At 39.6% G+C, this 14,417-nt stretch carries 11 protein-coding genes; 5 read left to right on the forward strand and 6 right to left on the reverse strand.

Annotated elements, in window-relative coordinates; all coding sequences use genetic code 11:
• Positions 1-12: 12 nt before the first annotated feature.
• The 4 genes from dhaK to pheT form a co-directional block, all read right to left on the reverse strand.
• Positions 13-1,086: a dihydroxyacetone kinase subunit DhaK gene (dhaK, locus tag RMY00_RS10330; protein ID WP_322647451.1), complete on the reverse strand. Its 1,074-nt coding sequence runs from the start codon at positions 1,084-1,086 to the stop codon at positions 13-15.
• A 188-nt stretch (positions 1,087-1,274) separates the two neighbouring features.
• The gene (locus RMY00_RS10335; RefSeq protein ID WP_322647452.1) at positions 1,275-2,150 is read right to left on the reverse strand and encodes an MBL fold metallo-hydrolase; all 876 of its coding nucleotides are present in this window, start codon (positions 2,148-2,150) and stop codon (positions 1,275-1,277) included.
• A 226-nt stretch (positions 2,151-2,376) separates the two neighbouring features.
• Entirely contained in the window at positions 2,377-2,646 is a 270-nt protein-coding gene (locus tag RMY00_RS10340) for a YciI family protein (RefSeq protein ID WP_100898250.1), read from the reverse strand.
• A 165-nt stretch (positions 2,647-2,811) separates the two neighbouring features.
• A complete protein-coding gene (gene pheT / locus RMY00_RS10345; protein ID WP_322647453.1) occupies positions 2,812-5,262 on the reverse strand; it encodes a phenylalanine--tRNA ligase subunit beta in 2,451 nt (816 codons plus the stop codon).
• A 524-nt stretch (positions 5,263-5,786) separates the two neighbouring features.
• On the opposite strand from pheT, the gene RMY00_RS10350 reads away from it, so the two are divergent.
• On the forward strand, positions 5,787-6,266 hold the full coding sequence (locus RMY00_RS10350) for a hypothetical protein (protein ID WP_322647454.1): 480 nt from the start codon (positions 5,787-5,789) through the stop codon (positions 6,264-6,266).
• A 145-nt stretch (positions 6,267-6,411) separates the two neighbouring features.
• Here RMY00_RS10350 and RMY00_RS10355 read toward each other — a convergent pair whose 3' ends face one another.
• Positions 6,412-6,900: a hypothetical protein gene (locus RMY00_RS10355; RefSeq protein WP_322647455.1), complete on the reverse strand. Its 489-nt coding sequence runs from the start codon at positions 6,898-6,900 to the stop codon at positions 6,412-6,414.
• A 927-nt stretch (positions 6,901-7,827) separates the two neighbouring features.
• On the opposite strand from RMY00_RS10355, the gene RMY00_RS10360 reads away from it, so the two are divergent.
• Positions 7,828-8,193, forward strand: coding sequence for a hypothetical protein (locus RMY00_RS10360; protein ID WP_322647456.1), 366 nt, complete (start codon positions 7,828-7,830; stop codon positions 8,191-8,193).
• A gap of 69 nt (positions 8,194-8,262) precedes the next feature.
• Here the strand turns inward: RMY00_RS10360 and RMY00_RS10365 are convergent, their stop codons facing one another.
• Positions 8,263-9,648 carry a response regulator gene (locus RMY00_RS10365; protein WP_322647457.1) on the reverse strand — a complete coding sequence of 462 codons (1,386 nt, stop codon included), beginning with the start codon at positions 9,646-9,648 and terminating at the stop codon, positions 8,263-8,265.
• A 755-nt stretch (positions 9,649-10,403) separates the two neighbouring features.
• Here RMY00_RS10365 and RMY00_RS10370 point away from each other — a divergent pair.
• From RMY00_RS10370 to RMY00_RS10380, 3 genes are read left to right on the forward strand one after another with little or no spacing between them, the layout of a single operon-like run.
• On the forward strand, positions 10,404-11,078 hold the full coding sequence (locus RMY00_RS10370) for a vWA domain-containing protein (RefSeq protein WP_322647458.1): 675 nt from the start codon (positions 10,404-10,406) through the stop codon (positions 11,076-11,078).
• Between the two features lie 51 nt (positions 11,079-11,129).
• Positions 11,130-11,912, forward strand: a complete 783-nt coding sequence (locus RMY00_RS10375) for a PP2C family serine/threonine-protein phosphatase (protein ID WP_322647459.1) — start codon at positions 11,130-11,132, stop codon at positions 11,910-11,912.
• A 56-nt stretch (positions 11,913-11,968) separates the two neighbouring features.
• A complete protein-coding gene (locus tag RMY00_RS10380; protein ID WP_322647460.1) occupies positions 11,969-14,143 on the forward strand; it encodes a tetratricopeptide repeat protein in 2,175 nt (724 codons plus the stop codon).
• Positions 14,144-14,417 lie beyond the last annotated feature (274 nt).

Genomic DNA, 14,417 nt, shown 5'->3' on the forward strand with positions numbered 1-14,417 from the left:
TTCGTATATTAGTTAAATTCCCCAGCGCCAATTTGGTGTTTTTACTGGTGCATCCCATAGGCGGATCATCTCATCATCTAATTTCAGCAGGGTAATGGAGCAACCTTGCATTTCTAGAGATGTGATGTAAGGCCCTATCAAGTTTCGCACAATTTGCAATCCTTGCTGCTCGCAGATTTGGGCGAGTTTACGGTAAACAATATACAGTTCGGAAATCGGAGTTCCACCCATACTATTGACAAAAGCTAATAAGCGATCGCCTTTGGCAAATGGGAAATTTGTTAGTTCTACATCTACCCATTCTCCTTTGTCTTCATCCCACTCGCGCAGTGTGCGGCTGTATGGTGCATCTTTAAGGAGCGATCGCGTCAATATTTCGGTAATCTCGTCTACTGGTTTGATAGTTGTACGCTCTGTTCCTGGCTCACCGTGAATACCGATACCTAATTCGATTTCGCGATCGCTCAATTCAAAGGTCGGTGTTCCATTAGCGGGGACTGTACAGGATGTTAGAGCAATTCCCATACTCCGCCCATTCAGATTTACCCGGCGACACAAATTTGCTATTTGTGGCAAATCATACCCTGCCTCAGCCGCCGCACCACAAATTTTCTCCGCCAGTATTGTTGTTCCCACACCCCGGCGTCCTTGAGTGTAGAGGCTGTCTTTCACTGCTACATCGTCATCAATCAAAATATTTAGCGATCGAATGCCCTCACTACGGGCTAACTCCGTTGCCATTTCAAAGTTCATCACATCGCCACTGTAATTTTTGACGATATAAAGGATACCTGAGCCTCCATCTACAAGCTTTGCTGCTTCTAGCATTTGGTCAGGAGTTGGTGAAGTGAAAACCTCACCAGGACAAGCTGCGTCAAGCATTCCTCTGCCCACGAAGCCAGCGTGCATTGGTTCATGTCCACTACCACCACCTGAAATAATTGCTACTTTACCCGGAATAGGTGCATCGGCTCGATAGATAAAAGCGGGATCGTAGTTCAATTTAATTAAATCGGAATGAGCCGCCGCCATACCTTCTAGACTTTCTTGCACAAAGTCTTCCGGCTTGTTGATCAGCTTTTTCATAATCCGTGTTTGGTTAAAAAAGTTCTAAAACCCAGGTTATAGCGATCGCTGCTTTGTATGCAATAAAGTTTCACCTCTCTCTAAATCTCTCTCCTTTAAAATTTCCTCCTTCCGGTATCGGGAAAGGGGTTAGAGGGTTAGGTGTTTTTAAGTTTTGCTATATAACCGAATAATTTTGAATTATTTGGTCAATTCAAAGATTCCATCAATTCAATACACTTGTGCATCTGCTGGCGCATGGTTTCCTTATCAGCATGAAACCTTCGCCCATGACCTGGTAGCACCCACTCAAAAGAGTAATTAGCTAAGTTACGCATTGATTTAGTCTGTTCTGACCAAGAATACCAGCAGGCTCCGTGGAATGCTGTCAACTGGTGCAAGCTTTCTGACCAAGCGAGATGATCGCCAGTGAATAGAAACTTATTTTTGTAGAGTAAAACAGTTTGTCCTTTCGTGTGACCGGGAACTGGAATAATTAGTAAATCTGGTGTCAAAGAAAATGGTTCAGAACCAGTTATCTGTATTTCTACATTACGAGTATCGGCAGTAAGATCATCAGTATGGAGAATGCGATCGCACTTAAAATGCTCGGCAAATTTTTGATGATCTGCCACATCATCCTTATGAGTTAGGTACATATAACGAATTGGCCCCATTTCTTCTAAACGCTTGACTAAAGGCGGCGTAAAACGGGGAGAATCCACCAAAATATTACCTTCTGGAAGCTGAATTAAATAGCTAGCAGCACCGTAAGATTTTTCAGAATGATAACCGCAGTGGTAAACATTTTCTGCTACTAATATTGGAAACTTTTCTTGAGCAACTTTGATATCTTTTGGTTTCTCAATTGTGCCAATAGAACTAGTAGGACATGCTAAAAGTGCTTCCAACGCTGCTAATCTTTCCGCATCATTGGTTGGTTGATGATAAACAGCCGATTGGTCATCAACATCATAAAATACTTCAGGAGCCATCCAGCGACAGGTATCACAATCAATACAGGTACTATCTACATAAAAATCGCCGTTGACATTTTGGGGACGACGCTGATTTAAATGAGCCATATTAATCCTTTTGCTTCCAGGCGCTTACTGGAGAGCGATAAAGCTTATATTACTACGCTAGCAAAAGTTGACTTAAACCGTAGACTCCTGAAGGTTAGATATAGGCTATCTTAAAAAAGACAGCCTATCTGGACTTAAAGTTCAAGATTGATCGCACCTCTAGCCAACGGCTAGATAATATAAGCGCAATCGTCTTATTTCAGGAAATAAATGAACTCACGTTAATTTAAAAAGCCTGAATCCATTCTTTAACAGAATACTCAGTCCAGATGCCATTTTTCCAATAGGGGTCATTTTCAATTAACTGGCGTACAGTGGCTTCGTCTTCTGCTTCGTAAATCCCAAAAACTTTTGTTACATCCTTGGTAGGGCCAATAGTAATTAGCACACCAGATTCTTTTTGTTTTGCTAATCCGTCTAAATGAGCTTGACGGTGGGGGGCGCGTTTTTCGAGAACGTCTTCGCAGTAAGTTCCCCAGAGTACATATTTTGGCATAGCTAATTAATTCCAAATAAAAAATGAACGGGGAGTGGGGAGATGGGGAGACAAGGGGACAAGGTGACAAGGTGACAAGGTGACAAAAGTTTAGAACTTCCAATAAGTCTTTCCCCTTGTCCCTAATTCTCCTTGTCCCCAAGTCCTCTTCACCATGCCCAATAACTAACTTCTCAGGTTTACGCCGAATTTTTCCACCAAAGCTTCGCGGACTTTATTGTGTACTGGTTCGACTTCGGCCTCAGTAAGAGTGCGATCGCTAGCCCGATAAATTAAGCGGAAAGCTAAACTTCGCTGTCCTTCGGGGACATTTTCGCCGCGATATTCATCAAATAATTCTACCGATTCGAGCAAATCTTTACCCGCTTTGGTAATTACTTTTTGAATTTCGGCAACTGAGATTTTCACGGGTGCGAAAAAGGCGATATCGCGATCGCTAGCTGGATAGGTAGAATAGGGCTGAAATGTTGGAACCAGAACTTCATCTTCTCCCAGAGAATCTAAAAGCACATCTAGATTCAATTGGAAAACATAAACGGAATCTGGTAAGCCTTTTTCTCGTCGCAATTGGGGATGGAGTTGTCCAAAAATACCCAGCCTGTTACCCCGAATCCACAGGGAAGCAGTGCGTCCTGGATGTAAGCGATTATCTCGGCAATCGGGTTGAAATTCTACCGGCAAGGCAAGTTGCCGAAATACACTTTCTAAAATGCCTTTGGCTTCAAACCAGGTGATGGGTTCTTCGCGTCCACTTTTTGACCATTTGCCAACAGAAATATCCCCTCCCACAATCCCAGCAAGGGCTTCTGTTTCTTGCAAGCCGTCTTCTTCTTGCCAGAAAATTTGCCCGATTTCAAAGCCGTTCAAGGCTCCATTACCCTGCTCTAAATTGTATTGAAAGGCATCAATTAATCCAGAGATCAAATCGGTTCGCAGCGCTGAATATTCGACAAATAAGGGGTTTGACAATACTATATTTCTGTCTTCTCCTGGTTTGACTAAAGAATAGTGAATTAATTCTGTCAACCCTTCAGCCCGGAGGAAAGCTCGTAATTTGCGAATTAATTCCTCATCTAAAGGCAGATAGCCAGCTTCCGCTTTTTCTGGTAATGTATCGCAAAATTTGTTGTAGCCATAGAGACGGGCTATTTCTTCAATTAAGTCAATTTCTCGCTCTAAGTCGCGGTAACGATAGGGCGGAACAGAAACTGACCATGTATGTTGATGGTTAGTATCTTTTTCTGAAGGAGTCAACTGACATCCCAATGCAGCCAGGATACGCTCAACATCCTGTTCTTGCAGTTCACCTGTATCCTCTCCCAAATCTATCGGCCCCAATATTTGATTAACGCGGTCTAAACGCAGGGCGATAGAACGACTCCAGGTAGACGGGTCGGGGCGGGTGTCGGCAATTTCCTGCTGGACAAGAATTCCACTAGCTAATTCGCCAATTAAGGACAAGGCGCGGCGATTAGCTATTTCCAACTCGGCTCGGTTAACTCCCCGTTCATATCTGCCAGAAGCCTCACTTCTTAAACCGACACTCCGGGAAGAACGGCGAATTGCTACGGAATCAAATAAAGCTGCTTCTAAAACTAGGCTTTGAGTTCCTTGATGAACTTCTGTTTCTTCACCACCCATGACTCCCGCCAGTGCAACGGGTCTGTCGTTTGCGGTAATTAACAAATTTTGGGTTGATAGGGTGCGAGTTTGTCCATCGAGGGTTTTGAGGGATTCTCCAGTATTGGCGAAGCGAACACCGATGGTTAAATTTTCACTACTTGCAACTGATTTTAGGCGATCGCAATCAAAGGCGTGCAGAGGTTGTCCCCATTCCAACAAAACGTAATTAGTAATGTCCACTACATTACTGATGGGACGTACCCCAGCAGCCCGTAAACGCTGTTGCAACCATTCGGGAGAGGGAGCAATTTTTACCTGTTCAATTACCGTACCAATGTATGCAGGACAAGCTTGAGTATCGGCAATTTTTAAAGCTAAATTTCCGGCATTTTTGGTAATGGAGACTTCACCGGGTTCAGGAATGCTTAACTTTCCACCAGTTAAAGCTGCTACTTCCCGTGCTACACCCACCATACTCAGAGCATCAGCGCGATTGGCAGTTGCAGTTAAGTCTAAAATTACATCATCTAGACCCAACAACGGACGCACATCACTACCCAATGGTAAATTTTCCTGGGTAAAAATATGAATTCCGTCTACATCGGTGGGCAAACCGAGTTCCTTTAAAGAACAAATCATGCCCTGAGATGGGACACCACGCAATTTTGCAGGTTTAATTTTTAAATCGATGTTGGGTAAGTAAGTACCTGTAGTTGCTACTGGCACATAGATATCTGCCTTCACATTGGCAGCACCACAGACAATATTTAAAGTCTCACCTGCACCAATATCCACTTGGCAAACACTTAATTTATCGGCGTTGGGATGGGGTTGACGCTCAAGCACTTTGCCGATAACCACACCATTTGCCCAAGTGCGACGGTCTTCAATATCTTCAACCTCAAACCCTGCCATTGTCAGGGTTTCGGCTAATTCTTCTGGACTAAGTTTTATCTCTACTAGTTCGCGCAGCCAATTTAGAGAAATACGCATGGAGTGTGCTTGTTTTAAGAATCGTCTTTTGCTCTTATTTTAGGGTGCAAGAAGCGATCAATGGCTACTCATCGCCCAAGGCGTACCCTTTCACTTGAACAATCCTACTACGTTAGACTCGCAAAACAATATACTCCAAAAAATTGAGCTAATTAGGTAGGAGATGCGATCGTAAACAATAGTAGTGCTAAGAGTTGCAAATATTCAAGTAGAAATTTTGAGTAACAGAGAGGAAATCATTCAATAAGTCATTTAGATTATCAACAATTATTTGTAAAAACCCTGCAACGATTCATTTCTAAGCTCTTTACTAAGTTTAGACTTCGTTACATAGATTGATTTTTTAACGCCGACTTACTTAAAAGTATTAGTCCCAAATACTTGACTAATTCAATACTTTGTTGAAATATATAATAACTAGCAAACAGCATGACGTAACTTTTAGATTGAAGCGTTTATGTTTGCAATTAATAACAATTTCTAGAGGGGTTTAATCTATTATGATGAATCTGAAGAAATTATGTGTGTCTACTATTTTAGCGACTACTGCTGTAACTCTGACGACTTTTAAAATTAATTCGGCTCTTGCTGTTGAGCTTTCAAAGAACTCATTTCAACAATTCAATCAAATAGCAACTGTTACTGGAAGAGATGATTTTAATGATGATTTAAAAAACTCTCAGCAAGAAAAAATGGTGGAGTTATATCCAAAAGATACCTACCTGATTGCTCAGGCATTCCCTTTCACTGCCAGAACTTTCTATTTAACGACTACAACAGACCAGAATGGTTTCTTTTCTGTAGCACATGGTTTGCCTAGTACATCCATTTTGGGAATAGTAGTAGCCATACAACATGCTAATGGAAATTGGCACACTCTAGAAGGAAGTAGTTTCACTAATGACGAGCGTTTTTGGTGGAATACTACAACAGTAACTGGAGGCATAAATTCACCTAACTTTCAGTTTCGTCCTGTAAAAATTATCATTTTTGTATATCCCTAGAAATACTGTATAGCTATATACAGGATAACGATATAATCTGGGCTTGTTTTTTCTCTGTTCTCAACAAGCCCAGCTTTTTACTCTGAGCAATTGATTTATTTTTTAATTTTTAACTTTTAATTAAAAAAAGTCAAAGGTTGGTCATCTAGTTTCTATTAACAACAAGTTCAACAATGTAGTCTTGGAGCGCGATCGCCTGTCCGCTTGGGTACGGGGAAACCCCTATCAATTTCACCGTATATTTATCTAAAAATTGAATTGGTAAAGCATCACGACCTGGGATAAGAGTTAGCATCAATGTTGAAACTTGCTTACCATTTTTTATGATGTCTAATCCAATAATAACTTGTCCTTGCCAAATACAAGTTACATCAGAGGGACACCGAGAATCCTGAATAACTTTTGAAAATTTGATTTTAATATTTTCAGTAGGGAGGTAAGCTGTCTTTCCATATTTAAGATAAAATTGAGTATCTATAGTTCCAACTCTAGCCATCAACTGTTGATGATTATCTTTAACAATTGATTGGAGCTCTATTCTTGAAGGCTTGATATTTGATAAGAGTCCATAGCTAGGAAGAGAATTTACTCCACCAAGAAATGTTAATATAACAGCGCTCACTACACTTTTCATTTTTGATACTCCATAGTAGGAATTTTTATTAGTTTAGCTAGAAAACAGGTTTATAAATTGTTCTGTTTTCTACTAGAGCGAAGCTTTAAAACATAAAACCTAATTAGCTAACTTTTGTGCGTAGGCGCAGCCCGCACTTCTCTACTAGATGCTGCGCGGATTTCAAGAACTTCAACACAACAGCACTTTTCAAAGAATTCGTTGCTTAATTTATCTGGAATATTCACTCTAGTTTTACTTTTTAGCATTATTACTCCATCGTTGAGCAATTATTACATTATGTAAAAGGGACATTATTTTTTCTCTGTTATCAATAAGCCCAGCTTTTTGCGATGAGCAATGACCACGATTTTACAAGGCGTAGCGCGTCGTAGATATGGTTTTGATGGAAAATAATCAAATAATAAATGCTGATTTTTTCGTTAGTTTTTAATATTAGTTGGGAGAAGAGTGATTGAAATGCGTTTGCTCTAGCGATCGCAGAACTTAAATTTTTAAAACTCAATAAAACCTTATAAGAATATTTTCTTACTCAATAGACTATAACAATCAAACTTTATTCTTTATTTCTAGTGTAATTGCATTGCATTATTGTAGAACTTTAAAGAGGTAAATTTGCCCTCTTTGTGCTGAAACATCACTAAAATAATTCTTGTAAAGCATTCACTGTAAAGATTATCGGCCAATTTTCTGAAATTTACCTGAATACTATCGAAAGAATAGACAATCGAATCTAAAGAATCGGCAATCCAATCTAAATTTTGTTCATTTTAAATGCAAATCTAATTTTGTATACTTGCTAAATGTGGTACCTGCTCTTTTTATTGAAAATGAAAGTAAATAAATGCTTTCAAATGCTTTCATTAATATCGCTAATTTTCTTCTTGATGGAAGGATTTTAGTTTGAGTAATAGGAGTTTAATTCTAATGGCAACTGACAATAGTAATCAAACTGTTGGGTCACAAAGTACTAACAATAATCCAACTGGTAATGGTAATTTTTCTTTCAGTGATGGCAAATGGCAGTCTACCGATGGCAGCAGTTTAGATAGTGGCAGTGGCTTTAGTGGCGCTGCTACTGATAGTAATATTTTCGCTTCCTTCATCGGTGGTGGTAACTCATCCACAACCAGTGAAGATGGAAAGTACAAATATAATTACCAACGACCACTTGACGAGCGGGCTTTAACTGATACCAATAATCCGTTCAATCAACTCATCGGAGTCCGAAATGTAGCATGTAAGCTAGAGAAAAAACAATTAGCCAGAGATGAACACGCTCTCCTTAATTAAGTTTTCGTCAAATTTCAGATTAGTATTAATTTCCTCACTCGCTCAAAATTTTTAGGTTTTGTGGCTAATTTAAGTCAAATGCATAAAAATTATTTTCAGTAATTCGGCGCGAGTAAACGGTTTAGTCAGATATCCAGATGCCCCAACTAATTTGGCTTTTACTTTGTCTAAAACCCCTTTATTCCCAGTGACAAAGATGATAGGAGTCTTCTGAAATATGGAATTATTTCGTATAATCCGGCACAACTCATAACCGTCGATTCCTAGCATGTTTAAATCCAACAAGATTAAATCTGGTTTGTGCCTTATAATTGACAAAACGGCTTTTATCGGATCGTTGATAGTTACTACAGAAAAATTTTCGTTTTCTAAGAAACGGCTAATTTCTTTGAGAATTGTGGGGCTATCATCTACAGAAACGATTTTATGAGCTTTTTGTGCCGTTACAGTAGCAGACGCTACTCTTTGAAAAAAAGGAGTTATGCTATTTGATATTATTGGCTCCTGAAACTTCTCTTTTGGAGAAGGAGAAATCTGAGGTAATCGTTGGACAGGAACTATATTTTCTTCAGAAATATCTAGGTAAGAATTGACGGTGATATTTAGTTCTTTTTTGGTATCAATTAACTTAGGAATGAATTTTGAGATAAGCGATTGCTCTTCAAATATCTTTGGTAATTTATCATAAGGTGGATCAGCTTCATGCAAGATAATCGCACCCTTAAGGATGTAAGAGTATAAAGTGTGAGCCAGTTGGATTTCATCTTGATTCAAAATTACGGCTAGATGACACAAACTAAAACCTTTCATCCAATTAGTTAAATCTGATTGGAATTTTGGTAAATCTTTTTCCTCGATTTTGCTATTAATCAACAGATATGGACGTTGATATGGAGAAGAAATTTGAGGAACAAAAGCTTGCCATTCTTTTAATCTTACTTGGCAATGCTCTAGAATTTTTTCTACATCTAACCTGCAAAATATTGGCATTGTATCAAGTGTTTCTGTTAATTTATAAGTACCTTCTTTGATTAGTAAAAATGATTCGATCACCTCTCGAACTAATTCTTGAATCAACACTGCTGCTTGTATAGAATGTAAATATTGTTGACTAACAAGCCAGGATATAGCCTGATACTCAGGAGGCTGGCTTCTTGAATCGCTATCATCTTCAATTAACTGAATGTGTGAATCAGGTTCAAACATTAAACGTAATTGAACACGAACCTCACTGGTAAGCAGCGGAATTTGGTGGCTGAGGCGACGCAAATGACGTTCTAGCCGGTCAAAGGGTTCCACTGAATGGGTAGCGTAGGTTATTCTTCCCTGTTCTAGGTAAATTGACCAAGAAACGGAGTTACTCAATGCTTGTAAACAAGTACTGTCGGAGCAATTGGATAACTGTCTTAACAAACTTATTGGACGTAGTTTGGTGAATGTACCGGAATTATTCATATTTCTCAAGTTTTTTGCGGAATTCACAACCGAACATTTGTAAATTGAAAATATCAGCTATGAAATATTTTCTTCTTTGTAATATTTCTCTCCGTACAAAATATTTATTTTAAAATATGTATATATGTTAAAACTAGTAAATTTTAAATACAGATTGTTGCAATTAGCACATTATACTTATTTTATCGATCTTAAAACAAAGTAAGTGGGTATGAATAAACGTAAATACCTATCCTAACTTGACTCTCAGTAGATGTTAGTTACTTCTAGATTTTACTTACTACCGACAACTCTTAACTGAAGACCTTAATAATGATGTTTATTTATGCCCACTTCCTTAAAAGTGTAAATTTGATTCCATGTTTTTGCAGCGACACTGCTATCCTATTAGAGCTAAGAAGCTCAATTATGGTTAATTACTTTTATGTAAAAGAGCGATTTTTCTACATAAAATCTTTAAAAATTTATCTAGGAAAGTTTACGTATTTATTGTACTGTAGGGTTAATGGATATAATTTTTGGGTAGATACATTACAACAGGGAATGCTGCGTTTTGATAAACTCTTTTTTGCTAAACGAAGCTGTTCTCAAGTTCTTCTTAAATATGTCGAGAACTTTATGAAAAAAATTTGTTTAATAAAAATTAGAGCATCTACCACTAGCTACTATATTCTGTAAGTCGCTTGGGCGACTGTAATTATATACTCTCAAGAAAGGGAAATAAAGCTTTGAACTTTAACATAACACGAAAAGTTATGGATGATACATTAAGACTTGATGAAGTAGTAGAATTTGCTGAGAATCCAGAACCACGTTGTCCTTGTGTACTGTTACTAGACACATCTGGTTCGATGCAAGGAGAACCGATTGAGGCTTTAAATCAGGGTTTACTAAGTTTAAAGGATGAATTAGTCAAAAATTCCTTAGCTGCAAGACGGGTAGAAGTGGCGATCGTAACATTTGATAGTAATATCAATGTAGTACAAGACTTTGTGACTGCCGATCAATTCAATCCGCCAATTTTGACGGCTCAAGGATTGACTACAATGGGTGCAGGAATCCATAAAGCTTTAGACATAATTCAAGAGCGGAAATCTCAGTATCGTGCCAATGGGATTGCTTACTATCGTCCTTGGGTATTCATGATTACCGATGGAGAACCACAAGGCGAGCTAGAGAATGTTGTAGAGCAAGCATCCCAGCGGCTACAGGGAGATGAAGCTAATAAGCGTGTAGCATTTTTTACAGTAGGCGTAGAAAATGCGAATATGACTCGTTTAAATCAAATAGCTGTGCGTACCCCCCTGAAGCTGAAAGGATTGAATTTTATCGAGATGTTTGTCTGGCTGTCAACTAGTATGTCAGCTGTTTCTCATTCGCAGGTAGACGAACAGGTAGCACTACCGCCGATTGGTTGGGGGACTGTTTAATAAAAAATTGCAGCTTGATGTTTAACACAGCTAGCTGCTAGAAAAAAATCTATGAACATATCAAAACAGATTGCTCAATGGCGGATTGTGGCTGCGTCTGTATGTGGTACAAGTCACTTAAAAAACAATCAATTATGCCAGGATGCTCATCACTGGCAGGTATTATCAGATAACGTTTTAGTGGCGGCCGCAGCAGATGGCGCGGGTTCTGCATTACTGGGGAAAGTGGGAGCGATGATTGCTGTGGAAACAGCAATAGAAAACATTTCAACCAAAGGACTCACTCGGAAAAGTTTGACTGATGATGTATTGGTGCGATCGCTCTTAAATGATGCCATACTAGCTGCCAAAAAAGCTGTGGATTATGAGGCGGCTACTTGTGACAAACAGCCTCAAGATTTAGCAACTACCTTAATTGTGATGCTCGCCACACCAGAAGTTGTGGCTGTAATGCAAATAGGTGATGGTTTGGCAGTGGCAAAAGATAGCATGGGCAACCTCTTAGCACTGACTATACCTGATAGCGGCGAATACATTAACGAAACAACTTTTTTAACTTCTCCTACTGCCTTAGATACAGCGCAGATGAGAGTCTGGCGCACAGACATAGAAAATGTTGGCATCATCACTGATGGACTACAAATGCTGGCTTTGAATATGGTTGTTGGCGAACCTCACAAACCCTTCTTTTTTCCCCTGTTTGAATTTGTAGCTAATGCCGAGGATAAGACAGAAGCAAAGGAGCAGTTAGTAAAGTTTTTACGCTCAGAACGGATTACGCAACGCACTGATGATGATTTGACACTCATTATAGCTGCATTCAACAACTCATAAGCAAAAAATTTACAGGTTTCACATCTTACAATAACTCCGTTAGCGGTAATTTCATTATGCAGGTACTACGTTGTTCCCCTAAAAAAGAAATCCTCAGTCTCAATGTCAGTTTGGGACGTGGCGGTGAGGCTTGTGTTTATGCAGTGCCATCCGATAACAACTTGGTGGCAAAGATTTACCACAAGCCAACGACTGCTCATGCTGATAAACTCCAAGCGATGCTTGCCAACCCGCCAGAAAACCCGACGGCGAGTTTAGGGCATATCTCTATCGCTTGGCCAGAGGATTTATTACGAGCAGCAGATGGCAAAAATATCATCCTGGGGTTTTTGATGCCACGCATTCAAGGGATGCGTCCAATCATCGACTTTTACAACCCTAGAACCCGTCGCCAACACTGCCCCCTATTCAACTATCAGTACCTGCTCCGCACGGCTCGTAACTTGGCGGCAGCAATTGCTGCTTTACACGCTAGTGGATATTGTATTGGTGATGTAAACGAGTCAAATATCCTCGTCAGTGACACAGCACTGGTGACTTTGATAGATACAGACTCCTTCCAAGTACTTGACCCCAGCAGCAATGTTGTTTATCGCTGCCCAGTGGGTAAACCAGAGTTTACCCCACCAGAACTACAGAATAAAACTTTTGCCCAGCACGATCGCGAAATTTCTCACGATTTATTTGGGTTAGCGGTGCTAGTATTTCAACTCTTAATGGAAGGTACGCACCCATTTTCGGGGATTTTTCAAGGTGCTATTGAGCCACCGCCCTACGAAGCTCGCATTGCATCGGGTCATTTCACTTATAGCCAAAAGCGCTACGTACCCTACCTTCCTACACCAATTGCACCTGCTTGGGAAATTCTTCATCCCAGCTTACAAGAATTATTTGTCCGTTGTTTTGAAGATGGTCACAACAACCCACAGCTGCGCCCCAGTGCCCAGGCTTGGCTATCGGCTATTGCTGAAGCTGAAGATTCCTTAATTACCTGTACGACAAATCCTCAGCATCGCTACAACAACCACATGCGTAGCTGTCCCTGGTGTGAACGTACCGTGCGATTAGGCGGACGCGACCCCTTCCCATCACATCGGGCTATAGAAGCTAGAGAACATCTTCAACCGCGAATCAAACGGAAAAAGCAATACACCCAGACACCGCATTTTCCACAGCGACAGCGAACCATGTCACCGCACGCAGCTAATTATTGGCAGCCAGTAATTACCCCAAGCGGTACATCTTATAAACGTTCCAAAAAGTCAAAGTTGTACCCGATTATTTGTTGCTTGCTGGGTTTTGGTTTATTGGGATATGCGGATGTAATGATTAAATTTACTCAGCCATTAGTTACCCAAAATGCTTACACTCAACAAACATTGAAGTCTCCCCAGACAAATAACAAACTCAGCTTTGCTGATTATTATCAGCAAGGTTATACTGCTTACCAAGACCGAGATTATGAAAAAGCAATTGCCAGCTTTACCGGAGCAATTGAACAAGAACCGACACATGTCAGAGCGATTGTAAATCGTGGCAATGCTCGCTATAACATGAAAGATTACGAAGGAGCAGTTGCAGATTATAGCCAAGCTCTCACAATCAATCCCAATCAAACCAAAGCTCTTGTGAATCGGGGTAATGCCCGCTATATGCTTGCCGAATATAGCAACGATCCCGATTTAGAGTATAACCTAGCGATCGCAGACTATAATCGCGCCATTGGTCTGGATAGTAATGAAATTGAAGCTTATATCAGACGCGGAATTGTCCGCACCCAAATGGCTAAATATAGCGGTGAATCTCAACAAGCTTACAAAAGAGCGATCACAGATTTTACTCACGCCATAAAACTTAATGTATCCAAAGCAGAAGCTTACTTTCAACGCGGTGTTGTCTATTATCAAATTGCTCAATATAGCAGCAATTATGAGCAAGAATATCATCAAGCGATCGCTGACTTTAACCAAGCATTAGCTATCAGCCCCAAACTAGCAAAAGTGTATCTCAAACGAGGCATGGTTCGCTATGAACTAGCACAATATGGCGGTAGTGAATCTAACAAAAATCAGGCGAAAGCTGTCGAGGATATACAGGCATCTGCCAAAATTTTTCTTGAGCAAGATGATATGGATAATTATCAGCAAGCACTCAGTAACATGTGTGTAGTCATAGAAAACAAATGTGACCCTTTATTCCAAAGCTCAAGTAATGTAGAAAAAACTAACTAAAAACAAGTAAGTTTTTTTACTGGTATATTATTTAGTCTGAATTTCAGAAATCAAGCCTAACTAGGGTTAGCTAACGCTAACCCTAGTTATTTATTAGGTAAAAATTATATCTAATTTGATAATTTGTTTTCTTATTTATAGATATTCATAGAGCTTTTATATAGAAAAGATTTTAATTTATATTTCCTTCATGATTTCATTGAAAATAACAGTTAGATTATTGACGTAGAAAAAGAAAAAAGAAATCAATTTTTCTCTATCTAAGTGCATCCTC

The organism is Nostoc sp. ChiVER01, assembly GCF_034531155.1.
Lineage (GTDB): Bacteria > Cyanobacteriota > Cyanobacteriia > Cyanobacteriales > Nostocaceae > Nostoc.

Coding starts and splice junctions, on each gene's coding strand:
- RMY00_RS10340 (WP_100898250.1), bottom strand. CDS start 2,646: ATGCCAAAATATGTACTCTGGGGAACTTACTGCGAAGACGTTCTCGAA.
- RMY00_RS10375 (WP_322647459.1), top strand. CDS start 11,130: ATGAACATATCAAAACAGATTGCTCAATGGCGGATTGTGGCTGCGTCT.
- RMY00_RS10355 (WP_322647455.1), bottom strand. CDS start 6,900: ATGAAAAGTGTAGTGAGCGCTGTTATATTAACATTTCTTGGTGGAGTA.
- dhaK (WP_322647451.1), bottom strand. CDS start 1,086: ATGAAAAAGCTGATCAACAAGCCGGAAGACTTTGTGCAAGAAAGTCTA.
- RMY00_RS10370 (WP_322647458.1), top strand. CDS start 10,404: ATGGATGATACATTAAGACTTGATGAAGTAGTAGAATTTGCTGAGAAT.
- pheT (WP_322647453.1), bottom strand. CDS start 5,262: ATGCGTATTTCTCTAAATTGGCTGCGCGAACTAGTAGAGATAAAACTT.
- RMY00_RS10380 (WP_322647460.1), top strand. CDS start 11,969: ATGCAGGTACTACGTTGTTCCCCTAAAAAAGAAATCCTCAGTCTCAAT.
- RMY00_RS10335 (WP_322647452.1), bottom strand. CDS start 2,150: ATGGCTCATTTAAATCAGCGTCGTCCCCAAAATGTCAACGGCGATTTT.
- RMY00_RS10365 (WP_322647457.1), bottom strand. CDS start 9,648: ATGAATAATTCCGGTACATTCACCAAACTACGTCCAATAAGTTTGTTA.
- RMY00_RS10360 (WP_322647456.1), top strand. CDS start 7,828: ATGGCAACTGACAATAGTAATCAAACTGTTGGGTCACAAAGTACTAAC.